Source organism: Streptomyces sp. Ru62, from assembly GCF_002920615.1.
Taxonomy (GTDB): Bacteria; Actinomycetota; Actinomycetes; order Streptomycetales; family Streptomycetaceae; genus Streptomyces.
In genome coordinates this window covers 73,105-99,277 of sequence record NZ_PQSU01000003.1, presented here as the reverse complement: position 1 = coordinate 99,277, position 26,173 = coordinate 73,105, and the positions used below count along the sequence as shown (strand labels likewise).

20 protein-coding genes and 1 pseudogene are annotated in these 26,173 nt (G+C 72.5%); 9 read left to right on the top strand and 12 right to left on the bottom strand.

Going from position 1 to position 26,173, the window contains the following annotated elements:
* The first annotated feature begins 38 nt into the window (after positions 1-38).
* Both C3492_RS05050 and C3492_RS05045 read left to right on the top strand, forming a co-directional pair.
* The gene (locus tag C3492_RS05050; RefSeq protein WP_103810513.1) at positions 39-1,301 is read left to right on the top strand and encodes a glycosyl hydrolase; all 1,263 of its coding nucleotides are present in this window, start codon (positions 39-41) and stop codon (positions 1,299-1,301) included.
* The gene (locus tag C3492_RS05045) at positions 1,294-4,314 is read left to right on the top strand and encodes a glycoside hydrolase family 38 C-terminal domain-containing protein (protein WP_103810512.1); all 3,021 of its coding nucleotides are present in this window, start codon (positions 1,294-1,296) and stop codon (positions 4,312-4,314) included. Before C3492_RS05050 ends, C3492_RS05045 begins: the two co-directional genes overlap by 8 nt.
* 116 nt (positions 4,315-4,430) lie before the next feature.
* Here the strand turns inward: C3492_RS05045 and C3492_RS05040 are convergent, their stop codons facing one another.
* Positions 4,431-5,615: an NAD-dependent formate dehydrogenase gene (locus C3492_RS05040; RefSeq protein ID WP_103810511.1), complete on the bottom strand. Its 1,185-nt coding sequence runs from the start codon at positions 5,613-5,615 to the stop codon at positions 4,431-4,433.
* Positions 5,616-5,905: 290 nt separating this feature from the next.
* A complete protein-coding gene (locus tag C3492_RS05035) occupies positions 5,906-6,136 on the bottom strand; it encodes a hypothetical protein (RefSeq protein WP_103810510.1) in 231 nt (76 codons plus the stop codon).
* A 320-nt stretch (positions 6,137-6,456) separates the two neighbouring features.
* Here C3492_RS05035 and C3492_RS05030 point away from each other — a divergent pair, with 320 nt between their 5' ends.
* The 5 genes from C3492_RS05030 to mqnP all read left to right on the top strand — a co-directional run bounded on the left by C3492_RS05030 (position 6,457) and on the right by mqnP (position 9,948).
* A complete protein-coding gene (locus C3492_RS05030) occupies positions 6,457-6,807 on the top strand; it encodes a hypothetical protein (RefSeq protein ID WP_103810509.1) in 351 nt (116 codons plus the stop codon).
* A gap of 175 nt (positions 6,808-6,982) precedes the next feature.
* Complete coding sequence (locus C3492_RS05025; protein ID WP_258055496.1) at positions 6,983-7,279, top strand: helix-turn-helix domain-containing protein; 297 nt, start codon at positions 6,983-6,985, stop codon at positions 7,277-7,279.
* Between the two features lie 19 nt (positions 7,280-7,298).
* Positions 7,299-8,459 carry an LCP family protein gene (locus C3492_RS05020; protein WP_103810507.1) on the top strand — a complete coding sequence of 387 codons (1,161 nt, stop codon included), beginning with the start codon at positions 7,299-7,301 and terminating at the stop codon, positions 8,457-8,459.
* A 156-nt stretch (positions 8,460-8,615) separates the two neighbouring features.
* Positions 8,616-8,816: a cold-shock protein gene (locus C3492_RS05015; protein WP_103810506.1), complete on the top strand. Its 201-nt coding sequence runs from the start codon at positions 8,616-8,618 to the stop codon at positions 8,814-8,816.
* A 226-nt stretch (positions 8,817-9,042) separates the two neighbouring features.
* On the top strand, positions 9,043-9,948 hold the full coding sequence (mqnP, locus tag C3492_RS05010; protein WP_103810505.1) for a menaquinone biosynthesis prenyltransferase MqnP: 906 nt from the start codon (positions 9,043-9,045) through the stop codon (positions 9,946-9,948).
* A 1,136-nt stretch (positions 9,949-11,084) separates the two neighbouring features.
* Here the strand turns inward: mqnP and eccB are convergent.
* From eccB to C3492_RS04985, 5 genes and pseudogenes are all read right to left on the bottom strand, one after another.
* Positions 11,085-12,290, bottom strand: a pseudogene (gene eccB / locus C3492_RS05005) (type VII secretion protein EccB); the annotation flags it as partial.
* Between the two features lie 121 nt (positions 12,291-12,411).
* Positions 12,412-13,785 carry a type VII secretion integral membrane protein EccD gene (eccD, locus tag C3492_RS05000; protein ID WP_103810503.1) on the bottom strand — a complete coding sequence of 458 codons (1,374 nt, stop codon included), beginning with the start codon at positions 13,783-13,785 and terminating at the stop codon, positions 12,412-12,414.
* Positions 13,782-15,821, bottom strand: a complete 2,040-nt coding sequence (gene eccCb, locus C3492_RS04995) for a type VII secretion protein EccCb (protein WP_258055495.1) — start codon at positions 15,819-15,821, stop codon at positions 13,782-13,784. The genes eccD and eccCb overlap by 4 nt, the downstream gene beginning before the upstream one ends.
* Positions 15,822-16,275: 454 nt before the next feature.
* Positions 16,276-16,881 (bottom strand): LuxR C-terminal-related transcriptional regulator, encoded by a 606-nt coding sequence (locus C3492_RS04990; RefSeq protein WP_181140205.1) that lies wholly within the window; start codon positions 16,879-16,881, stop codon positions 16,276-16,278.
* A 408-nt stretch (positions 16,882-17,289) separates the two neighbouring features.
* Positions 17,290-18,726, bottom strand: a complete 1,437-nt coding sequence (locus tag C3492_RS04985; RefSeq protein WP_103810501.1) for an FAD-binding oxidoreductase — start codon at positions 18,724-18,726, stop codon at positions 17,290-17,292.
* A 315-nt stretch (positions 18,727-19,041) separates the two neighbouring features.
* Between C3492_RS04985 and C3492_RS04980 the strand changes: the two genes are divergently transcribed.
* Positions 19,042-19,695, top strand: a complete 654-nt coding sequence (locus C3492_RS04980) for a DUF4232 domain-containing protein (protein ID WP_103810500.1) — start codon at positions 19,042-19,044, stop codon at positions 19,693-19,695.
* Between the two features lie 277 nt (positions 19,696-19,972).
* On the opposite strand, the gene C3492_RS04975 is transcribed toward C3492_RS04980, so the two are convergent.
* Positions 19,973-21,349 carry a dipeptidase gene (locus C3492_RS04975; protein ID WP_103810499.1) on the bottom strand — a complete coding sequence of 459 codons (1,377 nt, stop codon included), beginning with the start codon at positions 21,347-21,349 and terminating at the stop codon, positions 19,973-19,975.
* A 102-nt stretch (positions 21,350-21,451) separates the two neighbouring features.
* On the opposite strand from C3492_RS04975, the gene C3492_RS04970 reads away from it, so the two are divergent.
* Positions 21,452-22,051 (top strand): acireductone dioxygenase, encoded by a 600-nt coding sequence (locus C3492_RS04970; protein ID WP_103810498.1) that lies wholly within the window; start codon positions 21,452-21,454, stop codon positions 22,049-22,051.
* Here the strand turns inward: C3492_RS04970 and C3492_RS04965 are convergent.
* The 4 genes from C3492_RS04965 to C3492_RS04950 form a co-directional block, all read right to left on the bottom strand.
* Complete coding sequence (locus C3492_RS04965; protein WP_103810497.1) at positions 22,029-22,916, bottom strand: alpha/beta fold hydrolase; 888 nt, start codon at positions 22,914-22,916, stop codon at positions 22,029-22,031. The two genes, C3492_RS04970 and C3492_RS04965, sit on opposite strands and share 23 nt — an antisense overlap.
* Before the next feature lie 90 nt (positions 22,917-23,006).
* Positions 23,007-23,993, bottom strand: a complete 987-nt coding sequence (locus C3492_RS04960) for an RNA polymerase sigma factor (RefSeq protein ID WP_103810496.1) — start codon at positions 23,991-23,993, stop codon at positions 23,007-23,009.
* A 184-nt stretch (positions 23,994-24,177) separates the two neighbouring features.
* Positions 24,178-25,185 carry an aldo/keto reductase gene (locus C3492_RS04955; RefSeq protein ID WP_103810495.1) on the bottom strand — a complete coding sequence of 336 codons (1,008 nt, stop codon included), beginning with the start codon at positions 25,183-25,185 and terminating at the stop codon, positions 24,178-24,180.
* A gap of 46 nt (positions 25,186-25,231) precedes the next feature.
* Positions 25,232-26,131 (bottom strand): SDR family NAD(P)-dependent oxidoreductase, encoded by a 900-nt coding sequence (locus tag C3492_RS04950; protein WP_103810494.1) that lies wholly within the window; start codon positions 26,129-26,131, stop codon positions 25,232-25,234.
* Positions 26,132-26,173 lie beyond the last annotated feature (42 nt).

Genomic DNA, 26,173 nt, shown 5'->3' with positions numbered 1-26,173 from the left:
GGCCGACCGCCGTACCGAAACCCCCCGCAAGGACATCCATGCCTCCTGCCGTGCGCTTCGGCGTCAACTACACCCCCAGCGAAGGGTGGTTCCACCACTGGCTCGACTTCGACCTCGACTCCGTACGCGCCGACCTGGACTCGATCGCCGCGCTCGGCCTGGACCATGTCCGGGTCTTCCCGCTGTGGCCCTACTTCCAGCCGAACCGGGCTCTCGTCCGGCCGCGCGCGGTGGAACAGCTCGTGGCCCTCGCCGACGCCGCCGCCGAACGCGGCCTGGACGTGAACGTGGACGGCCTGCAGGGCCACCTGTCCAGCTTCGACTTCCTGCCCGCCTGGACGCGCACCTGGCACCGGCGCAACCTCTTCACCGACCCCGACGTCATCGACGGTCAGGCCACCTACCTGCGCACCCTCGCCGCCGCCCTCGCCGACCGGCCCAACTTCATCGGCATGACCGTCGGCAACGAGGTCAACCAGTTCAGCGCCGACCCCCATCCCGATCCGGACCGGGCCACCCCCGAGCAGATCGACACCTGGCTGGAGCGCATGCTGGCCGCCTGCGAGGAGGGCGCCCCCGGCCGGCTGCACCTGCACGCCGAGTACGACGCCACCTGGTACCAGCACGACATGCCGTTCACCCCGGCCCAGGCCGCCCGGTACGGCGGCGTCACCGCCGTGCACTCCTGGGTGTTCAACGGCACCGCGCAGCGCCACGGCCGTGCCTCCGTGCCCAGCGAGCACCACGCCGCCTACCTGGTGGAGCTCTCCAAGGCCTGGGCCGACGACCCGCACCGCCCGGTGTGGCTCCAGGAGGTCGGCGCCCCCGCCCCGCTGGTCCCCGCGGAGCACGCCGCCGCCTTCACCGAGGCGACCGTCGCGAACGTCCTGGACTGCCCCGGCCTGTGGGGCGTCACCTGGTGGTGCTCCCACGACGTCTCGCGCGGTCTCGCCGACTTCCCGGAACTGGAGTACTCCCTCGGCCTGCTGACCAACGACCGTCGGCCGAAGGACATCGCACGGGTGCTGGCCGACGCCGCCCGCCGGACCCACCCCGCCCCGGCACCCCGCACCACCGCCCTCGTCGTACCGGCCGACCCGGAACAGCGCACCGTGCTGGCGCCGGGCGGCTCGGTGTACGACGCCTTCTTCCGGCTCACCGCCGACGGCGCCCGGCCCACCACGGTCCTCGACGTCCGCGCGGACGACCAGGAACACCTGCTGGCCCGTGGTATCACCGAAACCGTCACGGCCGAGCAGGTTCTCACCCCGCAGCACCGATGGAGCACTCCGCATGCATGACGACCGCACGCTGATCGAAGCCCGCCTCAAGCGTGTCCTGGACGAACGGATCCGCCCCGCCGTGTACCCGGAGTCGGTACCGCTGGAGGTTGCGGTGTGGAACGCGCCGGGTGAACCGGTGCCCGTCGAGGAGGGCCTGGCGGCCGAGCCCGAGCCGATCACGGTGGGGTCCCGGTGGGGCGCCCCCTGGGGGACGAGCTGGTTCCGGGTGACCGGGACCGTGCCCGAGGCGTGGGCCGGCAAGACGGTCGAGGCGATCCTCGACCTGGGCTTCGACGAGAACATGCCCGGCTTCCAGTGCGAGGGCCTGGTCTACCGGCCCGACGGTTCCCCGGTGAAGGGTCTGAACCCGCGCAACCAGTGGGTCCGGATCGGGGCGCCGGTGGCGGGCGGTGAGGAGGTCCGCCTGCACATCGAGGCCGCCTCCAACCCGGTGATCCTGGACTACCACCCCTTCCTGCCCACGCAGCTCGGGGACAAGGAGACCGCCGGGAGCGAGCCGCAGTACACGCTCACCCGCATGGACCTCGCCGTGTTCGACGAGACGGTGTGGCAGCTCGTGATGGACCTGGAGGTCCTGGGTGAGCTGATGGCGGAGCTGCCGGTGGACTCCGCCCGCCGCTACGACATCCTGCGCGCCGTGGACCGGGCGCTGGACTCCGTCGACCTCCAGGACGTGAACGGCACCGCCGGCCGCGCCCGCGAACAGCTGACCGGGGTCCTGTCCGCCCCCGCCGTCCCGTCCGCGCACCGGATCAGCGCCGTCGGCCACGCGCACATCGACTCCGCCTGGCTGTGGCCGCTGCGGGAGACGGTGCGCAAGGTGGCGCGGACGACGTCGAACATGACGGCGTTGCTGGAGGACGAGCCGGAGTTCGTCTTCGCGATGTCGCAGGCGCAGCAGTGGGCGTGGGTGCGTGATCACCGGCCCGAGGTGTGGGCGCGGGTGAAGAAGGCCGTCGCCGACGGGCGGTTCGTGCCCGCCGGCGGCATGTGGGTGGAGTCGGACACCAACATGCCCGGCTCGGAGGCGATGGCGCGGCAGTTCGTGCACGGCAAGCGGTTCTTCCTCGACGAGTTCGGGGTGGAGAACGAGGAGGCGTGGCTGCCGGACACCTTCGGGTTCGCGGCCGGGTTGCCGCAGATCATCAAGGCTGCCGGGTCGAAGTGGCTGCTGACGCAGAAGATCTCCTGGTCGCAGACGAACAAGTTCCCCCACCACACCTTCCAGTGGGAGGGCATCGACGGCACACGGATCTTCACGCACTTCCCGCCCGTCGACACCTACAACTGCTCGATGAAGGGCAGCGAGATCGCCCACGCGGCGAAGAACTTCAAGGACAAGGGCCGGGCCCGGCACTCCCTGGCGCCGACCGGCTGGGGCGACGGCGGCGGCGGCACGACCCGGGAGATGGTCGCCAAGGCCGCCCGGCTGCGGGACCTGGAAGGCTCCGCGCAGGTGGTGTGGGAGACACCGCGGACGTTCTTCGAGAAGGCCGAGGCCGAGTACCCCGAGCCGCCGGTGTGGGTGGGTGAGCTGTACCTGGAACTGCACCGGGCGACCCTGACCAGCCAGGCCAAGACCAAGCAGGGCAACCGGCGCAGCGAACACCTGCTGCGGGAGGCGGAGCTGTGGGCCGCCACCGCCGCCGTCCGGACCGGGTTCCCGTATCCGTACGAGGAGCTGGACCGGATCTGGAAGACGGTGCTGCTGCACCAGTTCCACGACATCCTGCCCGGCTCGTCCATCGCCTGGGTCCACCGCGAGGCACGGGCCACGTACGAGCGTCTGGCCGGAGAGCTGAACGCGATCATCGAGGGCGCGCAGCGGGCGCTGGCCGGTGAGGGCGGCACCGAGCTGGTCTTCAACTCCGCGCCGCACGAGCGGGCGGGCGTGATCGCGGGTGGCGCCGCCGTACCGGCCGTCACCGGTCACACGCGGCTCGCCTCTCGCGAGGACGGCGGGTTCGTGCTGGACAACGGCCTGCTGCGCATCGAGATCGACGCCCGGGGACTGGTCGTCTCCGCCTACGACCTGGCCGCCGACCGCGAGACCATCGCCCCGGGCCACGCGGCGAACCTCCTCCAGCTCCACCCGGACTTCCCCAACATGTGGGACGCCTGGGACGTGGACGAGTTCTACCGCAACACCGTCACCGACCTCACCCAGGCCGAGTCGGTCGCCGCCGGGGCGGACGGCACCTCCGTCCAGGTCGTGCGCGCCTTCGGCGACTCCCGGGTCACCCAGGTCCTGACCCTGCCGGCGGGCGAGCAGCGCCTGGTGGTGGACACCGAGGTCGACTGGCACGAGACGGAGAAGTTCCTCAAGCTCGCCTTCCCGCTCGACCTGCACGCCGAGCGCTACGCCTCCGAGACCCAGTACGGGCACGCCTACCGGCCCACCCACACCAACACCTCCTGGGAAGCGGCCAAGTTCGAGGCCTGCAACCACCGCTTCCTGCACCTGGAGGAGCCCGGCTGGGGCGTCGCGGTCGTCAACGACTCCACCTACGGCCACGACGTCACCCGTACCGTCCGCACCGACGGCGACGGCGGTACGACGACCACCGTGCGGGTGTCCCTGCTGCGCGCCCCGCGCTTCCCGGACCCCGAGACCGACCAGGGCGTCCACCGCTTCCGGCACGCCCTCGTCCCCGGCGCCTCCATCGGAGACGCCGTCCGCGAGGGCTGGCGGATCAACCTCCCCGAGCGCCGTCTCACCGGTGCCGGTGAGGTCGCCCCGCTGGTCACCGTCGACAACGACGCCGTCGTCGTCACGGCGGTGAAGCTCGCCGACGACGGCAGCGGTGACGTCGTCGTCCGCTTCCACGAAGCCCACGGCAGCCGGGTCCGGGCGACCCTGACGGCCGGCTTCGAGGTGGCCGGCCTCACCGTCACCGACCTGCTGGAGCGGCCTCTCGCGGACGCGGCCGCCCCGGAACGCGACGGCGAACGGATCACCGTGCGCCTGCGCCCGTTCGAGCTGGTGACGCTGCGGCTGCGGAGGGCGTGACCACGGGAACCATGAAGAGGGCGCGGGCCCGGTGCCGGGCCCGCGCCCCCTGGGGAGGGTGACGCCGGGAGACCTCGGGGGAAGGGCCCCCTGGCGTCACGCGTGGTCAGGGGTGGTCAGGCGCCGGTGCTGCCCGGGCTCGCAGCGCCCGACGTGGTGTAGGCGTGCGCACCGGTGCCTGCCAGCTTGCCGCCGTCCACGATGAGGTACTCGTCGCGGATCGGGCGGCCGGCGAAGAAGTCCTCCAGGATCTCGCGGGTGCCGGCGGCGTAACGTGCCTGGGCCGAGAGGGTGGAGCCCGAGACGTGCGGGGTCATCGCGTTGTGCGGCATGGTCCGCCAGGGGTGGCTGGGTGCCGGGGGCTGCGGATACCAGACGTCGCCCGCGTACCCGGCCAGCCGGCCCGACTTCAGCGCGCGCACGACCGCGTCGCGCACCATGATCTCCGCCCGCGCGGTGTTGACGACGTAGGAGCCGCGGCGCATGGTCCCGAGCAGTTCGTCGTCGAAGAGGTGGTAGGTCTCGGGCTGGAGCGGCGCGTGTACGGACACCGCGTCGACGCTGCGCACCAGCGACCGCACGTCCGGGTGGTAGGTGAGCCCCAGCTCCTGTTCGACCGCTTCCGGGAGCCTGTGCCGGTTCATGTAGTGCAGGTTGACGTCGAACGGCTTGAGCCTCTTGAGCACCGCGCGGCCGATGCGGCCGGCCGCGATGACGCCGACGTCCATGCCCTCGATGTCGTAGGCCCGTGACACGGCGTCGGCGATGTTCCAGCCTCCGTTGCGGACCCACTCGTGGGAGGAGACGAAGTTCCGCACGAGGCAGAGCAGTTGCATCACGGCGTGCTCGGCCACGCTGATGCTGTTGCTGTAGGTCTCCTCGGCGACGGTGATGCCGCGCCGGATGGCGGCCTCCAGGTCGACGTGGTCGGAGCCGATGCCCGCGGTGAGGGCGAGCTTGAGCTTCTTCGCCTTGGCGATGCGCTCGGCGGACAGGTAGGCCGGCCAGAACGGCTGGGAGATGACGACGTCCGCGTCGGGCAGTTCTCGCTCGAAGACGGAGTCCTCCCCGTCCTTGTCGCTGGTGACGACGAACTCGTGGCCCTGCTCCTCCAGGTAGGAGCGCAGGCCCAGTCCTCCGGAGACGCAGCCGAGGAGTTCACCAGGGGTGAAGTCGACGGCGGACGGGGTCGGCAGGCTCATGCCGTCCGGATAGGCGGTGAGCCGGGGAAGCGCGTCGCGGACGTACTCGGGTGGGTACCCGGTCAGCGGATCCGGATAGAGGACGCACAGCACCTTCATTTCCCGTCACTCCTCGTACGCGAGCGATCGACTGCTCAGGGCGTCGGCCGGAGATCAGACGCGGGCGAGGTCCGGCCGGGCTCGGCGCCGGCCCCCTTGAACGCTCGCCGCGGGGGGCGGCCCGGACTCCCCCACTCTCGCTCCGGGCACCCGTCCCCGGCCATGGAGCGAGCCCCACGGCCCGGTGCCGCGCAGCATGCGGCGCACCCCACTCCCGGGTACGGGTTCACCCGTCGATTCCGGGTGCGCGTACGCCCGTCGGCCACGCGAGCGCGAGCGCACCGGTGGGCTCAACGGTGCGGTGGCAGGGGCTGGAGACGGTGGTCCGCCATGCGGTGCAGCATGCCGGAGGCCGTCACCGACAGCCAGTCGCGGGGGGTGAGGCCGTCCTCGCCGCGCCACCCGGCCACCGCCACCGCCTCCAGCGCGGCGCACAGCCGGCAGCCCGGCACGGGAGCGAAGGCGTTCGGAGGAGGGTCGGAGAAGGCGGCGGCAGCGGGGTCAGTGCTCGGTCCGGCCATGGCCCTGACCGAGTTCCAGCAGCGCTCCACGGGCCCGGGAGATCTGCCCGCCGGTCGGGCAGGGGCCCCGCACACTGTCGAACCGCACCACACGACCGGCAACCATGAGCAACCTCTGCAACGACCTGGAACGGAACCCGCACGTGCGCCGCTTGCCTCGCGGCAACGGCGCCATCCAGCCGGAGACCGCCTCTGCTCGGCCAACATAACGCGCCGGGATAACACTTGGCTGTATCACATCCTATATTGCAACTGACACATGAGTACGCCGAGTTGAGTGAGCCTTGGCGCACTACGAGACTTCATGACCGGAGGTTGTTGTGCACAGCCTGAAGAGAAACCTGGCTTCCGTCGCCGTGGCCGCAGGCGCCGTCGCAGCGGCGGTGGGACTGTCCGGCTCCCCCGCCTTCGCCGCGGATCCCGGCACGCCCGGCTACGTCACCTTCTGGCAGGGCGGATTCACCGGGCCCACCCTGGAGTACTCGCCGTCCCAGATCGGCACCTCGTGCGTCACCCTGCCGTTCTCGGTGCAGGCCGACCTCAACTACAGCTACCGGACCGTACTCGTCTACGACGGCGCCGGATGCACCGGTTCCACCCTCACCCTGCCCGCGGGTGACCTGCACAGCTTCGGCGGGTTCGTGGGGAAGAGCTTCCGCTTCGCGGGCTGACGGCGCTCCGGCCGGGCCGGTGGCACTCAAGGGCTCACAGTCACATGTTGCAGAGGTAGAGTGAGTTTCTGACTACGTCCCGGCCGGATAGTGTCTGATTATGACGACTACAAAACGTGAGCCCACCATCAGTGTGTTCGCAAAGGACTGCCTTCCCCGCCAAGTGCTACTGGACGTGACAGGCAGGTGGGGCATCCTCGTCCTGTCGGCCCTGTACGAGCGTGAGTGCCGCTTCAACGTTCTGCGACGCCGTATCGAGGGCATCAGCGAGAAGATGCTGTCCCAGACCCTGTTCACACTGCGCAGGGACGGCCTCGTCAACCGGTACGTCGAGGCAACGATCCCGCCCAAGGTCACCTACAGTCTGTCCCCGCTCGGGACCGCGGTGGCGAAACGGGCCGTCGAACTCGTCGCGCTGCTGGAGACGCAGGCGGACGAGTTCGAGCGAGCCTGGGCTGCCTTCGAGGAGTGATCTCGGCCGGCCGCTCCCCATGCCTTCCTCCCAGCACACCGAGCTCCGCGCGGACCGGCGACGCCCTCGCCCGATCCGCGCCCGCGGCACCACCTTGCTGATCCTCGCCGCAGTGGCGGCACTCGCCCTGCACGCCGTCCAGCTACGGATCGATCGCTCCATACAGATGTTCGACGCCGACGGGCTCTCACCGCACCGGCCCGCAGCCGGACACCTGACCGGACAGAACGTCCTGCTCATCGGGTCGGACGCCCGCAACCGGGGCAACAACGCCCTCGGCGGCGGGAACGGCGCCGACACGGGCCGCGCGGACACCACGATCCTGCTGCACGTCTACGCCGACCAGCGGCACGCCCTGGCCGTGTCCCTGCCCCGCGACACGCTGGTCACCATTCCCCCGTGCCGGCTTCCCGACGGCGTCTGGAGCCGGGCCCGCACCGGCGCGATGCTCAACTCCGCCTTCTCCGTGGGAGGGTCACCCACCGGCAACCCGGCCTGCACCCAGAACACGGTGGAGGCACTGACCGGTCTGCGGGTCGACCACACGGTCGTCATCGACTTCAGGGGTTTCGCCGCCCTCACCGACGCGGTCGGCGGCGTACGCGTCTGCTCCCCGGCCGACGTCTACCAGCGGGACCTCGACCCGAACCGGTCCACGCGCGGCGCCCTGGTGTTCCACAAGGGCGAGCAGACCGTCTCCGGCCGCAAGGCACTGGACTACGTACGGCTGCGGCACGGCCTCGGCGACGGCTCCGACATCGGACGCGTCCAGCGCCAACAGGCGTTCGTCGCCGCCCTCGTGCGCAAGATCCGCGCCCGCGGCCTCAGCCCCGCCCGCCTTCTGCCGCTGGCGCGGACGGTGGCCCGGTCCGCGATCGTGGATCCCGGTCTGGGCAGTGCCCGGAAGCTGCTGGCGTTCGCCCGCTCCCTGAGCGGAATCCACCCGCACGACACCCGGTTCGTCACGGTCCCCTGGCGGTACGCCGGTGAACGCGTGGCGCTCGTCCAGCCGGACGCGGACCGGCTGTGGGCCGCGCTGCGGGCCGACCGCACGGCGGCGCAGCCCTCCGGTGCCTCTCCGGCTCCGTCCGCCGCCCCCGTCCTGCCCCCCTCGGTGCGCGCCACGGCCCGTCCCGCCGACGCGACCCCGTGCGCGCACCTGTCGTTCGGACGGTCCTGAGCCACCGGCCGCACACCCGGGCGACACCCCGGCCTATCGGTTGCCGGAAATTTCGGCACACGGCAGGGTGGTTCCAAGGGCCGCACCGCGTCTTCGCTGTTGGCCCTCATCTCAGTTCACCTGGGACTTGACCCAGCACAACCGAAGGAACACAGCATGGCCAGCGGCACGGTGAAGTGGTTCAACGCGGAGAAGGGCTACGGATTCATCGAACAGGACGGCGGACCGGACGTCTTCGCCCATTACTCGGCGATCTCCGGCACGGGCTTCCGTGAGCTCGTCGAGGGCGAGCGGGTCACGTTCGACGTCACCCAGGGCCAGAAGGGCCCGCAGGCGGAGAACATCATCCGGCCCTGATCCGTACGCACCGGCCAACCGGTGCCCATGACGTGTGGTTCCGCGCCCCCGCAGCTGGGGCGCGGAACGGCGCGCCGGGTCGGTACGGACCGCCGAGTCAGTACCGACCCATGTACGAACGACACATGAGTCACACGTGACAGTCACCTCCGGCCTCGCCTCGACAGGTACGATCTTCACACTTCCGAATGCGCGCAAACGGCGCGCTCGTGCAAGGAGTCGTCCTGTGAGTTCAGTATCCGCGGCGGTTCCCCAGCCGGGGCACACCAAAGCCTTCCTACGGCTGGTGATGATCGAACACTCGGTGTTCGCGCTGCCCTTCGCCTACATCGCCACCCTGACGGCGATGTACGAGCGAGACGGCGCCGTCGACTGGGTGAAGCTGCTGCTGGTCACCGTCTGCATGGTGGGGTTGCGCACCTTCGCCATGGCCGCGAACCGGATCATCGACCGTGAGATCGACGCCCGGAACCCGCGCACGGCCCACCGCGAGCTGGTCACCGGCGCGATGTCGGTGCGCCACGCGTGGACGGGCGCGCTGGTCGCCGTCGTCGTCTTCCTCGGCGCGGCGGCCCTGCTCAATCCCCTGTGCCTGGCACTCGCGCCCGTCGCCGTCGTCCCGATGGTGGTGTATCCGTACGCCAAGCGGTTCACCGACTTCCCACAGGCGTTCCTGGGCCTGGCCCAGTCCATGGGCCCGGTCGGAGCCTGGCTCGCGGTCAGCGGCTCCTGGTCCTGGAAGGCCGTGATACTCGGCCTCGCCGTCGGCGTCTGGATCGGCGGTTTCGACCTCATCTACGCCTGCCAGGACGTCGACACCGACCGGCGCATCGGCGTGAAGTCGGTCCCGGCCCGCTTCGGCATCCCGGCCGCTATCTGGGGCGCGCGGGTGTGCCACACGATCACCACGGCCCTGTTCGTCTGGTTCGCCCTGTCAACCCACGCCGGCGCCTTCTTCTGGCTGGGCCTGCTGATCGTCGCCGGCGCGTTCGTCTACGAGCACTCCATCGTCCGCCCGCACGACCTCTCCCGCCTGAACCGCGCCTTCTTCCAGGTCAACGGCTTCATCGGGATCGCGCTGTTCGTGTGCGCGCTGCTGGATCTGCTGGTGCGGGGGCTGTCCCTGCGCTGAGGGAAGACACCCGAAGACGGGGCGGAGGAAGGGGCGGAGGACGGGAGGATCACTTCCAGTCCTCCGCCCCTTCCCCGTCCTCCGCCCCTTCCCCGTCCTCCGCCCCGCCCCCGCTTCCGCCGAGCAGCGCCATGTGGATCGGCGACGTACGCCACGGCGCCCGCGGGATTCAGGTACAGCTCGTGTCCGAAGGGGATCTCCGGAAGCAGGTAGCGGCGAAGGGGTGCCACCGGTGCCCGGCACGTACAGGGCCTCGGTGACGAAGGGCTGCCACGCGGCGGTGCCGTCGTGGTTGGGGACCTCGACGCGCACGCCGTCGCCGCCGTGCGGCGGCAGGGTGGGCACGCCCGCGTAGAAGACGACCCGTTCGCCGACGGCGTCGGCGAGGCCCTGGCCGCAGGAGTCACGTTCCCGGGCAGGGTGACGGGCCCGAGCGGGAGGAACCTCAGCCAGGCACGGGCGGAGGGAAGCACGCTGTGCCACAGCCGCACGGCGGCCGCGAGGCTGACCGGGGCCGTGCCGGGACTGCCCAGGACGACCGTCAGCGTGTCAGGTCCGGCGGGGATGCGGTCGACCAGCCAGTGCCGGGCGCCGAGTCCCCGTTCGTCCGCGGTGCTGCGCAGCCAGATCCCGCCGGCGACGGGTTCCACGACGGTCCCCGGTTCGGGGCTCCACGGCTCGTCCGTCGCGGCGAACTCCCGTCGGGAGTCCGGCGCGGGCAGCCGTCCCGGCTGGAAGCGCAGCCGGCCCGCGCCCTGGTCCCGGGGTACGAACAGGCCACCCCCGGCGAGCATCCGGGGAGTTCCGTCCGCGGCCAGTACCGCCGCCCCCGTGGTCTCGGCGACGGCCTGGCCGATGCGCCGGGTGTCGTACGACGCCGCGTGCGCGAAGACCAGGCGGATGCCGTCGGTCCGGCCGGCGAGCAGTCGGCCGGCCGCCTGCCAGTCCGTGAGCGGTGCGTCGGCGGGCAGGTCGGCGACGACGACGCGGTGGTGGGTGTCCGCCGCGATGCCCTCGGCCAGGGCGACGGCGGCCGGGTCCGGCGCCCTTGCGGTGCACCAGCAGGGTGTGGCCGCTCTGGCGCAGCCGCAGACCGCTGCGCAGCCGTGCGGCCAGCGTGCCGTCGAGTCGCACGCTCACTTCTCCTTCACGGTGGCCGTGGCGGCGTCCGGGGACAACAGGGGGCCGTCCGGCAGCAGCTTCAGCACCCGCTCGGGCATCGCGGTGGTGGGGCCGCTGAGCCGCAGGTCCTGGGCCGCCCGGCCGGAGAGCGGGAAGAGAGTGCCCTGGTCGTCGATGAGGTAGGTGCGCGGGGAGGTGACGCGTGCGCGCAGGTCGTCCTGGTCGACGACGAGGACACCATGGGCGGGAGCAACCAGCGCGGGGCGCTCGGTGGTGAGCACACCGCCCCGCTCCCGTACCAGGCTGTTGGTGGTGTGGACTGCGGCCGTGGTCTGGCGAAGGCACAGCAGCGCGCCGTCCGCGCCGGGCAACGGGGCTCCGCGCAGGTCGGGGAGGGTCGCGGCCGGCCGGTGCCGGGCGACGGGCGCGGCGGCGAGGGAGGCGGCGTCGAAGGTCGCCGGTGCCGGCGCTCCGGGCCGCGCGACGAGAAGGGCGGCCTCGGTGGCCGTCACCCGCGTGATGCCGTCCTTGAGCATGACGTAGGCGGGTCCCTGGCCGGAGGTGCGCAGGACCTGGCCCACCCGCACGGCGACGCCGCCGATGCGGCCGACCGGGTCGCCCTCGTGCGGGACGGCCGGGGCCCGCAGCGTCACACCGGAGGGCACCTCGGCCAGCCAGTCGTCGGGGGCGGTCACGAGCCGTCCGCCGTCCAGACCGAGCGCGATGAGGGTGCTGGCCGTCGGCACGGGGTACTTGACGCCGCGCCACAGCACGAACCGGTGGCCCGCGCGGTCGGCGACGACGACGGCGGTGCCGGCGGACACCGGTGTCGTCCCGGCCGGCGTCAGGTCGAGGACCTCACCGGCCGGAAGATCGGGGCGCAGGCAGCGGGTCCAGCCGCCAAAGGCCACGTTGCCGGGGGCGGGCAGCGAGTCCGGGGCCTTGTCGATACCGATGGGTGAACCGTGCGGTACGTCCTCCAGGGCGTCCCGGGACGCCGTGCGGACGGTGCCCGAGAGCCCGGTCAGCAGCAAAGCGGAAGCGTAGTTGCGCACCGGCCGCAGGGTGCCGTCGAGCAGCAGGTAGCGCGTGCCCGTCTCCTTCTCGACGATGATCGATCCGCGCTGGCGCCAGGTGTCCTTCTCGACCAGGTCGATCAGGCCCCACACCGCGAAGCCCGCGCAGAGCAGCAGGACGAGGACGGCGCCGAAGAAGGTCGACCGAGCCGCGCCGGTAGGGGCTGCCGCCGTTGCCGGGCTGTCCCGTCACCAGCGCCGCGGCCAGCCGGCCCATCGCGAACTGGTAGGCCTGGAGGTGGTCCCGTGTCTGCACGCCGCTCCCTCAGCCGGCCAGGTAACGGAACTGACCGTACGTGTGCACCAGTTGCAGCAGCAGGGGCAGCAGCGCGATGGCGCAGACCCACTCGGCGATGTCGCCGACGTGTCCCCACACGGGCAGGAGCCTGCCGCCGGGCAGCCGTTGCGCCGTCCACAGCAGCAGTACCGCGGCGACGAGCAGCGTCACCAGTACCGCAGCCCACGCCCCGGTCCCGTGGCGTGCTCCCAGGGCGAGTGCGACCGTAAGGGGGGCCGTGGCGCCGCCCAGGGTGGTCGCGGTCCGCTGGACCACACCGGTCAGCGCGCGGGCGCGCAGCAGCAACGAGGCTCCGAAGACCAGCGGTAGCGTCCAGTCGATCCAGCCCTCCTCCAGGGACAGCAGCCCCCAGGCGGCGGTGCAGATCACGGCGGTGGTGAGGGCCAGTACGTCCAGCAGCAGGACCGCCACGACGGTCCGCCGCTGGACGTCCTCCTCCGCTTCCGGCTCGATGCCCTGCTGCAACTGCTCCGCGTCGTACGGCAGATGAGGCACGCGCAGGCGGGCGGTGCGCAACGCGACACGCGGACCGAGGTGGCCGAGGACGAACAGGGCGCCCGCCACCAGGGTGGTGGCCTTCGCGGCCGAGCAGCCCGTGGCACGGACCGCGCAGATGACGGCCGTGCTGACCGCGAGGGCGAGGACCGTGGCCGGTACCAGCGGCGGCAGGGTGCGCCACGCGAGGAGTCCGCCGGACAGGACGAGGAGCCAGGCGGCGGCGAGCAGCAGTCCCGTGGTGTCCGGAGCCGGGGTGGAGACGACGCCGGCGAGCAGGCCGAGGACCAGCGCTCCGCAGCCGGCGACGGCGACGACGGCCCGGTCCGCCCGGCCGCGCCGCGCGACGACGGCGGCGGCGGTACCCAGAACGAGGGCGGCCATACCCGCGCCGGCGGCCGTGGTGCCGCCCGGGGCGGCGAGCAGGACGGCGATCGCGGCGGCGGCGACGGCGAGGCAGGCCGTGACGAGGGCCAGCCACCGGGTCGCGCCGGGCGACCAGCGGCCGGGCCGTCCTTCGACGACGTGCGCGACACCGTCCGCGACGTCGTCGAAGACCAGCGGCGGCACGGCTTCCGCCGCGGGGCGCAGGTACAGCACGTCGCCGTGCCGCAGGCCGAGGGTCTGCGGGGTGCCGTCGAGGTCCAGTGGTTCCTCGCCGAACCGCTGGAGTATCCAGGAGGCTCCGTCATCGGACGGTTTCCCGGCCTGCCGCAACAGCACCGGCAGCAGTGCGGCCAGTGGCATGGTGACGGGTACGGCGAGGTCGGCCCGCCCCGCGAGGCCCTCGATCGTGAGACGACACAGGTCGGGGACGGCCGGGGTCAGCGGGGGTGGGGTGGTCATGGGGTTACTCCGCTGCGGGAAGGGGTGGCGGGAAAGTGGTTCGGGCGGGTGGCGGTCACGCGGAGGTCACCAGTCCCAGGTGCACCAGACCGATCGAGCGCCGGGTGACCAGCTGGGCGCGGCCGGGTGGCAGCAGGCGCGTTCGGGCCTCGCCGATGAACCTGGTAGGACAGGAGCAGGGCCGGGTTGCCCAGTTCCCACACCCGTCGCAGCAGGGGGTCCATCACGGCGCGGGCGGCGCCGGAGGGACTGCGTGCGACGATCAGGTGCAGGCCGATGTGCTGGCCCTGGGCCAGCAGGTCCACCAGAGGTGAGGCGGGCGAATTCATCCCTGGGCCGCTGGAGAGCAGGTCGTAGTCGTCGATCACGACGAACAGGCGGGGCCCGTGCCACCAGTCGCGCCGGGGTAGCTGCTCGGGGGTGATCTCCGGGCCGGGAACGCGCTTGCCGAGTGACACCGCGGCCGACTTCATCAGTTCCGTGAGGGCGGGTCCGTCGACCGCGTAGCCGACCCGGTAGGGCTCGGGGATGTCCCGGAGCAGGCCGCGTCCCGGGTCGGCGGCCAGGATGCGCGCCTCGTCGGCGGTGTAGCGGGCGAGGACGGCACGGATGGCCAGGCGCGGGGCGTTGGTCTTCCCGGCCTCGCCGTCGCCGAACACCATCAGGTGGGGTGTCGTACCGAAGTCGTGCCAGGTGGGTGCGAGACGCTGTTCGTCCAGACCCAGGCACAACCGCAGTTCCTCGGTGTCGGCCGGCGGCGGCAGTTGGCCGGCCGGCAGCCGGGCGGGCAGTAGCCGGACCTCGGGGGCCGGGCGTCCAATCCAGAAGGTGTTGATCTCGGCAGCGGCCGGCCGGATCGCCGTGGTCAGGTCCTCGGTCCCGGCGGAACCGTCGATGCGGGCCAGCACGGACAGGAAGTGGTGGCCGGACGCCACCAGGCCGCGACCGGGCTGGTCGGGGACGGTGGCGGCGATCCGCGAGCCCACTTCCGAATCCACCGCGTCGCCGAGCCGCAGCTCCAGCTCGGTCCCCATCAGGTCGCGCAGCCGTGGCCGGAACTCGGACCGGCGGACGGCGGAACCGACGAGATGGAGCCCGAAGGCGAGGCCGCGGGCGGCCAGGTCCATCAGGACGGTTTCCGCGTCCTCGTACTCGGAACGCAGCGTTGCCCAGCCGTCGACCACCACGAAGACGTCGCCGTACGGGTCGTCGACGGCGCCCTCGGCGCGCAGCGCCCGGTACGCGACCATCGTTTCGAGGCCGCGTTCGGCGAAGGTGCGTTCACGCCGTTCCAGCAACTGGGTCATCTCGGCGACGGTGCGCAGTACACGGTCCCGGTCGAGTCGGCCGGCGACGGAACCGACGTGCGGCAGGCCGCCGATCGAGGCCAGGCCACCGCCGAAGTCGAGGCAGTAGAACTGCACGTCCTGCGGGATGTGGGTGAGGGCGAGCGACATCATCAGGGTGCGCAGCAGCGTCGACTTGCCCGTCTGCGGGGCGCCGACGACACCGATGTGCCCGTTGGCGCCCGACAGGTCGGTGGTGAGCAGTTCGCGTTCGTGATCGTCGGCGGCCAGGCGCACCGGGCCGGCCGCGTCGGTCTCCTCGGGGTGCTGGTTGTGGGGCAGCCATTTGAGCCACTCCCATTCCGTGGCCGCCACGCCACGGCCCAGCAGGGCGATCCGCAGATCGTTCGGCGCGTGCAGTACGGCGAGCTGACCGACCATGGCCCGCATCAGCGCCAGCACGTCGGCGCCGGAACCGGCGAACTCGACGCTGGTGAACCGGCGCAGTGCCATGGGCACCGGCAGGTGCGGCACCCGCTGGTGGGCCCGGGTGAAGCGGCGCAGCGACATCGCCGTGAGCGGTTCCAGGTCCTCCACCGGCCGGGTCTGCGGCGGCAGGAACTCCAGCGCCGCGCGGCGCGAGCCGGCGCCGATGCGGATCCGCGCGAAGTCGTCGTGGGTGGGCCGGCGTTCCCACAGCCGGCTTCCCTCGGCGAGCACGGGCAGCGTGGCCGGTCGGGATCGTTCCACAGCAGGGCCTTGCGCTGCTGTTCCGCGGCCTCCCGGCCCTGCTGCCGTTTCTGCGCCAGGTAGCGCAGGTAGTCGCGGCGCTCGGCGCGCATCTTGCGGCGCCGTTCGCTGCCGGAGCGGCCCAGCTGGGTCAGGGCCATGCCGGCGACCGAAGCGCCCATCATGCCGGACATGAGGTAGGTCGTCGGTCCGGGTCTGCCCTGGGTGAACACCAGCATCATCGCGCCGCTGCCCAACCCCATCGGGAGGTACATGAGGGCGGAGGACATGTCCGTCATCGCGGGTTCGCCGAGCACCGGTGGCTCGGCGAGTTCCACCTGGCCCTCGGGCATGGAGGGGCCCTCCTCGCGCGGGGCCCGCTTGGCTACGGTGGTGCTCAAGACCTGGGTTCCTTTCGCGGGCGGGGTCGGCGGCGCGCGTGCGCGGACCGGTCTCCCGTGCCTCGTACGGTGCGTCAGATGAGGCCGGAGCGGATGGCGAAGGAGACGGCGTGGGAACGGTTGCGCAGCCGGTGCCGTTTGATGACGCCGTAGAGCACGTTCTTGATGGTGCGCTCCGAGTAGCCGAGCTGGTTGCCGATGTCCTGGAGCTCATGGCCGTCGGCGATGAGTCGCAGCACTTGCGCCTCGCGCTCGGTGAGTCCGCCCGGGGTGAGGCCACGGGGTACGAGCACCTCCCGGTGGGTGTACTGCATCTGGTCCATCAGCCGTCCCTGGAGGGCCGGCGGCAGGTCGGCGTGGCCCGCGCGCACCTGCCGCACGGTCTGGGTGAACGCCTCCCAGGTGAAGCCGCAGCGCGGGAGGACGGCCCGCACTCCCGAGACGACGGCCTGGTGCAGGCCGGCGCGCCATTCCCCGCCGACCACGAGCACCAGTGGCACCCGCTCCCCCACCTGCTTGCGCAGCCGGGTCACCGCCGGGGTGTCCGGGCTGTGCAGAGCCGCCACGACGACGTCCGCCGCGTTCGTGTCCGCGGTCCACACCAGGTGCGGGCACTGCCTGACGAAGTTCTCCAGGGCGAGTTCCGAGATGGGGTCGCCCGTCGGCAGTACGCCGACCACCGGCCGTCCCGTCGCGGTCCGCCCGTGCCCGCCTCCCGCGGCGGATTCCGCCTCGGCCTGCCCGTGTCGGCCGTCCGGTCCTAAGAAACGATCACTTGCCGCGCCGTTCCCCCCGGTGTGGGGGTGGGGCGGGCGCGCGCTCTCCGTTTCGTCCGCCGCGTACGGGCTTCCGGCTCTGCGGGCCGCCCGGTGCGTCCGGCTGTGCGCACCGAGGCCGTGGGTGGCTTCGACCTCACGCGCGTGGGGTCCAGACATGGGGTCCTTCCTTCTGCTGGGGCCCGGGACCGCTCCGGTCACACGCCCGCACGGCCTTGCCGCCGCGTGCACGGGGGCACGGCGGCGGAAGGGACGTGCTGCGGGAGGTGGCCGGGCCGGTCCTTCGGGCCCCGGGGCCGTCGGCCGCGGCGCTCAGTCTCCGGTGGGCGCCGAGGCGGGCCGGATGTTGTGGTTGCGGCGGAAGACGTTGTCCGGGTCCCAGCGCCGCTTGGCCGCCGCGAGCCGGTGATAACGCTCGGCGCCGTACAGCCGCCTGACTTCCGCCTCGGACACGGCCTCGTCCCGGGAGACGAAGTTCACCACGTTGCGGGGATCCGCCCACGGGGACAGGGCCGCCGCGTACTTCGCCAGGTGCTCGTCCATGAGGGGCAGGTCGGGGGGCGCGGCGACGCCGAAGGCGAAGCTGATGTACGGCAGGCCGCGCGAGGGCACGGCGTTGGGTGCCTCGGGTTCCCGGTCGAGGGCGCCGCCGAGGGCGCGCACCTCCACGGTCACCAGCGGGCAGTCGGAGCCGGGACCGACCGCCTCCACCAGCGCCGCCAGTGTCTCGGTGGAGAACTCGCGCAGGCCGAAGCCGGTCTCGACGTACGGCAGCGGGTCGACCGGGTCGACGTGGATGGCGCCGATGTCCGGGACCGGGCGCGGGGCGATCGAGTCGAGGACGGGGGTGCCGGCGGCCCGCAGCGGGGCGAGGAGCTCCTCGGCCTCGGCCGCGTCGCCGAGGTGGGAGAAGCGCACGTGCAGGACGAAGGCGCCGCGCAACGGCCCGGGCAGCGCGTCGTCCTGGGGCAGCCGCTGGACCGCGAAGGAGGTGCTCGCCGTCTCGGGCAGGGTCGGCGCCCAGGTCCGCCAGACCTCCAGCACCTCGGCCATGTCCTCGCCGGGGAACCAGAGTCCGCCGCCGTAGAAGACGGTCAGCTCGACGGCGGTGAACTCGATGCGGGTGACGACGCCGAAGTTGCCCTTGCCGCCCAGCAGGGCCCAGAACAGCTCCGGTTCGTCGTCCGGGGTGGCGGTGCGGATGACGCCGTCGGCGGTGACGACCTCGATCCACCGCACGTGGTCGGCCGCGTAGCCGTGGGCCCGGCCCAGCAGCGGGCTGAGGCCGCCGCCGAGGGTGTAGCCGACCACGCCGACACCCGGGGAGGAGCCGGCCAGCGGGGCGAGGCCGGCCTTCGCGGCGGCGTTGAGTGCCTCGTGCCAGCGGACGCCCGCGCCGACGCGCAGGGTGCGGGCGGACTCGTCCACCTCGACGCCGGTCATGCGCGTGGTGGTGATCAGCAGGGAGTTCTGCCCGACCGTCGGCACCACCTGGTGGCCGGCGTTCTTGACGGCGACCGCGAGGCCGTGCTGGGTGGCGAAGGTGACGGCGTGGGCCACGTCCTCCGCGCTGGTGGCCCCGACGACGACGGCGGGCGTCGTGGGCTGTGCGAGGTTGTAGGTGGCGCACTCGGCCGCGTAGGCGGCGTCCGCCGGCTCCAGCACGGGGCCGGTGACGGCCGCGCGGAGACCCGCCACGTCGTCGGGACTGACGGGACCAGCCGTCGCGGCGGCAGCATTCTGGGACATCGTATCCATCTCGATCGTGAGGGCGGGCTCACCCGTCGGCCCGGAATCGCGCGTACGACGGCGCATGGGTGAGCGTGGGGCGGCGTGATATGTCCGGGGAGGAACCACACCGCCCTCTTGAACCTTAGACCCTTGCGATTACCTCATGAGTGACCGCAAGACATGCATTCACTCATTGATACCTGAGTGCACGTCAAGTACTGGCAAAGAAGTGACAACTGTTTGCATCGAGTGAGTTAACACGCATCGAAGCACTCTGTATGTAAGTCTTGTTGCCGCACTGGACTAATGTGGCGTGTCTATGAAGGAGTACTCATGACGGGTAAACCTCGCCAACTTCCCTCCACAGCTCTGCTGGCAGGTGCCGCGGCCCTGGCGGCACTGCTGACAGCCTGCGGCAACGGCGGCAACGGCCCGTCGGCGTCCCCCGCGCCGGGCACGGAGACGGCGACGGCCGCCTCCACACCTCCGGCTCGGACACCCGCAGCGGGTGAACCGTCCGCCTCCGGCGGGGTGGAGTCGTCCGCGGCGGGCGTCGGCGGAGTGGCAGGCGGCCGGTGCCACACCTCCGAGCTGCGCGCCTCGCTCGGCGGGAACGATCCGGGAGCAGGTCAAGAGAACTTCCCCGTCGTGCTGACGAACACCTCCAGCCGCTCCTGCACCGTGGCCGGGTATCCGGGAGCGGCGTTCACCGACACCACAGGCCGGCAGCTGGGACCTGATCCGGCCCGTACGCCGGGCCGGGCGACGCCGGTCACCCTCGCTCCGGGACGGAGCGCGTGGTCGGGGCTTTCCTTCACCAACCCAGGGGTGAGCGGAGCCGAGTCGGCGAAGCCCGCCTGGCTCCTTGTCACTCCGCCCGACGAGCGGGACTCCCTGCGCGTCGCGTGGACCGGCGGCGCGGTACCGGTGTCCGGCACCGCCTCCCGGGCGTCCCTCACCGTCCTCGCCCCCGGCACCGGGGCTTGAAGGGACCGGCTTCCGCGCGGTGCCGGGCCCCACGGAGGGCTGCGGCCGTGCCGGCCGGGCGGACCGATGCGGCACGGCCCCGCACGGCACTGCCCGGCGTGCGACCGGCGCGGACCGGTACACGCCCCCTGCCGCCCGCGCCGGCCCTGACCGCCGGAGGCGGCCGCCGCTCGGGGAGCACCGGCACGGCACTCACCCCGGCGCTACGGCCAACCCCGTCCGACGGCACGGCGAACACCGCCCGGTGCCACGCCGAACACGCCTGCCCGAGCGGCCCTCATCCCTGCCCGGAGCGACCGCCGTTCGCCGCGTAACCCCGCAGGAAATGGGCCTCGGCCACGGCCAGTCGGCGCAGCTCGTCGACGCTGACGCTCTCGTCGGCGGCGTGGATGCCGGCCTCCGGCTCGCTGAGGCCGAGCAGCAGGATCTCGGCCCTTGGATACAGCTCGGCCAGCGCGCCGCACAGCGGGATGCCGCCGCCGAAGCCGCCGAGCCGCATGGTCTGCCCCGGGTACGCCGTGCTCAGGGCCTGGGCCATGGCCGTGTACGCCGGTCCCGAGACGTCTGCCTGGAACGGCTCCCCCTGCCCCAGCGGCTCGATGGAGACGCGGGCGCCCCAGGGGGTGTGCTTCTCGATGTGTGCCACCAGCAGCGCGGTCGCCGTCCGCGCGTCCTGGCCGGGCGGGATGCGCAGGCTGAGCGCGGCCCGTGCCGTCGCGTGGATCGTCGGGGTGGCTCCCTCGACGGCCGGGCAGTCGACACCCATCACGCCGACGGACGGCCGGGCCCAGAGCCGGTCGCCGACGGTGCCCGTGCCCGTCAGGTGCACCCCGTCGATGAGGCCCGCGTCCGCGCGGAAGTCCGCCTCGGGGTAGTCCAGCCCCGGCCAGTGGCCGTCCGCCGGCAGCCCGTCCACCCGGGCCGTGCCGTCCTCGTCGGTCAGGGAGGCGAGGATCTTCAGCAGTGCCGTCAGGGCGTCGGGCACCGGGCCGCCGAACTGCCCGGAGTGCAGGTTCGCGCGCAGCGTGTCGACCTGGACGCGCAGCATGGTGATACCGCGCAGGGCCGCCGTCACGGTCGGCACCCCGCGCCGGAAGTTTCCCGCGTCCGCGATCAGAACGGCGTCCGCCGCCAGCAGGCCGGGGTGGGCGCGGGCGTACCGTTCGAGGCCGCCCGTGCCCTGCTCCTCGGAGCCCTCCACGATCACCTTCACGTTCGCCGGCACCCCGCCGTGCGCCTTGAGCGCGCGCAGCGCGAGCAGGTGCATGAGCACGGCGCCCTTGCAGTCGGCGGTGCCCCGCCCGTACCAGCGGCCGTCCCGCTCGGTCAGGGTGAAGGGCGGACTGGTCCAGACGCTCTCGTCCAGCGCGGGCTGGACGTCGAAGTGCGCGTAGAGCAGGACGGTCGGCGCGTCCGGCGGGCCGGGCAGGAAGCCGTACACGGACTGCCAGCCGTCCGGCATGTCGAGGACGGCGACGTCCTCGAACTCCTCGGCGCGCAGGGCGTCGGCGATCCACTTCGCGGCCTTCTCCGACTCGACGCGCGGACTGACGTCCAGGTCGGCCACGGAGCGGAAGGCCACCAACTCGGTGAGTTCCCTCCGTGCCGCCGGGATCATCGCGGCGATCGTCCCGGCGATCAGGTCCTCGTCCACGGGGCTCCTCTCGGGCCGATGACTGACAACTGCTGAGACATTACGTCAGTCACTCATGTCATGAGTGTGCAGGGCAGACATCAAGCAAGTTAGCTTTGCACCATGACTTTGTTGATGACCTGGCCGGACACCGGTCCCGAGCGGCTTCTCCGTCGTACGTCCGATCCCGCCCGGATCGCCGCGGCCCTCGACGCGCTCGGCGTGCGCTTCGAGCGGTGGCCGGTCCGCGCGGACGTCCCCGCCGACGCGGACGGCGAGGCGGTGTTCGCCGGGTACGGCCCGGAGATCGACCGGCTGACCGCCGAGGAGGGCTTCACCACCGTCGACGTCCTCGGCCTGCACCCGGGCGACGACCCCGGATACCCGGCGAAGGCCGAGGCCGCCCGCGCGAAGTTCCTCCACGAGCACACGCACGACGATGACGAGATCCGCTTCTTCGTCTCCGGCTCCGGCGTCTTCTACCTGCACATCGGCAGCGAGGTGCACGCGGTCCTCTGCGAGCGGGGCGACCTGCTGGGCGTACCGCGCGGCACCACGCACTGGTTCGACATGGGCACGCGGCCGGCGTTCACCGCGATCCGCTTCTTCCACCGGGAGGACGGCTGGACCGGGACCTTCACCGGCTCCGCCATCGCCGCCCGCTTCCCGGACCACGACACCATCGCCGCCGGGACCGCGGTCACCGGGTCACGAACCGTGTGACGGCCTCCGTGAAGCGCCGGGGTTCCTCCAGGTGGGCGAAGTGGCCGCTGTGTTCGAAGACGACCAGTTCGGACCCGGCGATCAGCTCGTGCAGTTCCTCCGCCCAGCGCACGGAGCAGATGACGTCGTAGCGGCCGACCAGGACCAGCGCGGGCAGGCTGAGCCGCGGCAGGGCCTCGCGGTCGTCGATGACGTCCGGCTCGCCGTTGTCGTCCAGGCCGGAGATGTAGACCCCGCCGGTGCTCCGCCGGAAGGCGTCGAACTCCGCCTCCCGGTTCCAGTAGTCGGCGAAGTAGGCGGGGAGGAGGCCGCGGAGCGCCGCCGTGATGCCCGCGTCGTCACGGGCCGCCGGCACCGACTGGAGGGCGTCGAGCACCGATGGCAGTTCCGGCCGGTCCGCGTGCCGGGCCGCGAACGCCCGCACCTGGCGCATGGCCTCGGCGCCGTGCTCCCGCCCGGTCACCGGTGCGCTGTCGTACAGGATCACCCCGGCGACCTGCCCGGGGTGGTGCAGTGCGTGGTACTGGACGACGAAGCCGCCGTGCGAGTGGCCCAGCAGGTGCACCGGGCCCACGCCGAGGTGGTCGATCAGCGCCTCCAGGCAGCGGCTGTAGCGGGCCCGGACATAGCCGTCGGGGTGCCGGGGCAGCCTGCCGGAGGCCCCGGTACCGACGGGCTCGACGTACACCATCGTCAGGTGCCGCTCGACCGCCGGGACGCGCAGGTACTCCCAGGGGATGCCGGGGCCTCCGGGGTGCGCGACGCACACCGGGCCGGTGCCGTGCACGTGGTACGCCTGGGCGGTGCCGTCCACCTCGATGGTGTGCGCGCCCGGGGCCAGGGATGCGGTCGGCTGGGTGGTCATGGGAACTCCGTTCCGTGGTCGGTCGTCAGGGTCGACGCCGACAGGACGCGGTCGCGCGGCGGAAGTTCGACGCGTACGGAGTGATCGTCGTCACATGAGGAGGTCGGCGGCCTCGGGCAGCCTCGCCTGGTCCGGCCGCAGCGGCCTGGAGTGGTGCAGGCGGACACGGCGCACCCGGCCGCCCTCGTCCAGCGTCAGCAGCCAGGCGACGGCCGGCGGGCAGTGCTCCGGGTCGTCCGGCGGGCTGATCAGCTCCATCTCCCACACGGCCAGCGACCGCCCGGCGACGATGTGGTAGGGGCGCTGGCGGACGCCGTCGGCCAGGTCGCACTCCATGCCCCGGACCAGCGCCTCGCGGTCGCCGACGCGTCGGCCGCCCAGATACAGGTCGACGTCCGGGGACCAGCGCCGGGCCGTGAACGAGCCGAACCGGCCCAGCTCGGCGGCCTCCAGGGTGTCCCGGGCCTCCAGTCGGCTCGCGGCCGTGCGGGCGGCGGCGTCGCCGTGCGCGGCGGCGGTGAGGTCCGTGAGCAGGTCGCCGAGCCGGGCCCGTGCCTGGCTGAGCCGGCTGCGGACCGTGCCCACCGGTGTCCCGCAGGCGCGGGCGATGTCCTCGTACGACGTCACTGTCCGGCTGAAGTGACGGAGCACCAGGGGCATGCGCAGCGTCGGCGAGAGCTGGTCGACGGCCTCCCACACCCAGTCGCGCAGCGCGCTGCGCTCCAGCCACCGCTCGGGATCGGCGTCGGCGGTCGCGGGGGGTGCCGGGTCGCCGACGGGCTCGGTGCGCGCCTGGCCGCGCAGCAGCGAGCGGCAGGCATTGCGCACGATCATGCGCAGCCAGGGCCCGACGGCCTCGGGGTCGCGGACGTCCCCGATCCGGCGGAGAGCGGTCAGCGCGGCCTCCTGCGTCATGTCGTCCGCGTCGGGGCCCGGCCCGAGCAGGGCGAGGGCCACCGCGCGCATCCCCGGCGCGTGCCGCTCCAGGAGCAGGGCCAGGGCGGTGGCGTCCCCTCGCTGGGCCAGCCGGACGAGGCCGGCGTCCTCGCGCAGGTCTGCCGCTTCTCGATCACGCATGGACGCTCCCTGGCACGCCGGAACACGGGCGGGTCAGCCTAGCCGTGTGTGTGTCAGTCCTGTGTTCGGGTGCGCAGTCCCCGCCCGCCCGGGCCCGCCGCACAACGCACGCGAGCCACGGACCCGTGGGCAGCCGGGTCCGTGGCTCGCGTGCAGCCTGTCGCGGCGCGCCGGGCGCTCGGGTTCAGCGCTCGCTGTCCAGCGTGGCCAGCAGGGGCGCGGCGTACCGCTCGCCCGCTGCCGCGCCGGCCGGGACGGCCTCCTCGATCTCCTTCAGTGTCTCCGCGTCGAGCGTCACGGACGCCGCGCCCAGGGACTCCGCCAGCCGCTCCCGGCGGCGGGCTCCGACGAGCGGGACGATGTCCTCGCCCTGGGCGGCGACCCAGGCGATGGCCACCTGGCTGGTGGTGGCGCCGAGGCGCTCCGCGACCCGGCCGAGGGCCTCGACCAGGCGCAGGTTGGCCTCCAGGTTCTCGCCCTGGAAGCGGGGCGAGTGGGCGCGGAAGTCGTTGCCGCTCAGCTCGCGTGAGGGCGACCAGTGGCCGCTGAGCAGACCGCGCGAGAGGACGCCGTACGCCGTCAGGCCGATGCCCAGTTCGCGCAGCGTCGGGATGATCGACTGCTCGGGGCCGCGGGAGAGCAGCGAGTACTCGATCTGGAGGTCGCTGATGGGGGCGACGGCGGCGGCGCGGCGGATCGTGTCGGCGCCCAGTTCCGACAGGCCGATGTGCCGGATGTAGCCGGCCTGACGCATCTCCTCCAGCGCGCCGACGGTCTCCTCGACCGGGATGTTCGGGTTGAGCCGGGCCGGGCGGTAGATGTCGATGTAGTCGGTCTCCAGGCGGCGCAGGGAGTAGGCCAGCCGGTCCTTGACGGCTTCCGGCGAGACGTCGTAGGGCACCGGCTGGAAGGCGCCGTCGGGGGTGCGGCGGGAGCCGAACTTCACACTCAGCACGACGTCCTCGCGGCGGCGCTCGCGCAGGGCGCGGGCGATGAGCATCTCGTTGGCGCCGGAGCCGTAGAAGTCGCCGGTGTCGATCAGGTTGATGCCGCCGTCGATCGCCGCGTGCAGCGTGGCGATGCTCTCCGCGTCGTCGGCCGGACCGTACAGGTCCGACATTCCCATGGCGCCCAGGCCGATGGTGGAGACCTCGGGACCCGAGTTGCCGAGCTTGCGACGGTTCACGGACATGGTGTTTCTCCTCGTACGAAGGGGGGTGCGGGGGTTCTCACGGGGTTCACAGGCGGCCGAGCAGGCCGGTGACGCCCATCCGGCGGGCCAGGCGCAGCCGCAGTTCCTCGGCGGCGCCGTTGATGATCTCGGCGCCGTAGTCGGAGCCGTCGGCGACGGTCCGGCGCGGGCGCTGTCCGACGGGCAGGTCGACGACCCGGACGACCTCGTCGGCGACGATCTGCGGGTCGGCGCTCACGCCGTTCACCATCATCCGCTCGGTGTCCTCGCCCATCGAGGCGAGGAACGGGGCGATCTTGTCGTACGCGGCCGTGCGGCCGGTGTCGGCGGGGAAGGCCGCGTTGGCGAAGTGGGCGGTTCCGTGGGTGAAGACGCCAGGCATGAGGATCGTGGTCTCGATGCCGTAGGCGGTGACCTCCCAGGCGGTCGACTCGGCGAAGGCGTCGAAGGCGGCCTTGGCGGCGGTGTACGGCGCGAGGAAGGGCGGGATGGCGCGGGTGGTGCCGGAGCCGATCCAGAGCAGCAGGCCCGACTCCTGGCGGCGCATCACCGGCAGGACGGCGCGGTTGACGCGCAGGGCGCCCACGGCGTTGACGTCGAAGGCGCGCAGCACCTCCTCCGGGCTGAACGCCTCCGTCACGCCGACCAGCAGGTGGGCCGCGTTGTGCACGACGACGTCGATGCCGCCGGCCTGCTGCACGATCTCTTCGACGGCCGCGGCGGCCGACTCCTCCGACAGCACGTCGAGTTCGACGACCGACAGCTCGCCGGGGGCGCCCTTGGCCTGGTCCGTGAGGGCCTGGGCCTTCTCGGCGTTGCGGCCGTGCGGGTCGCGCATCGACGCGAAGACGCGGTGGCCGGCCTGGGCGAGCGAGACGGACGAGAGGGCTCCCATTCCGGTCGCGGCACCGGTGACCAGAACCGTGTGCGAGGTCTCAGCGGACATTCTTCCTCCTTGACGAGGGCGTTGACGTGCCGATTTCTCGGC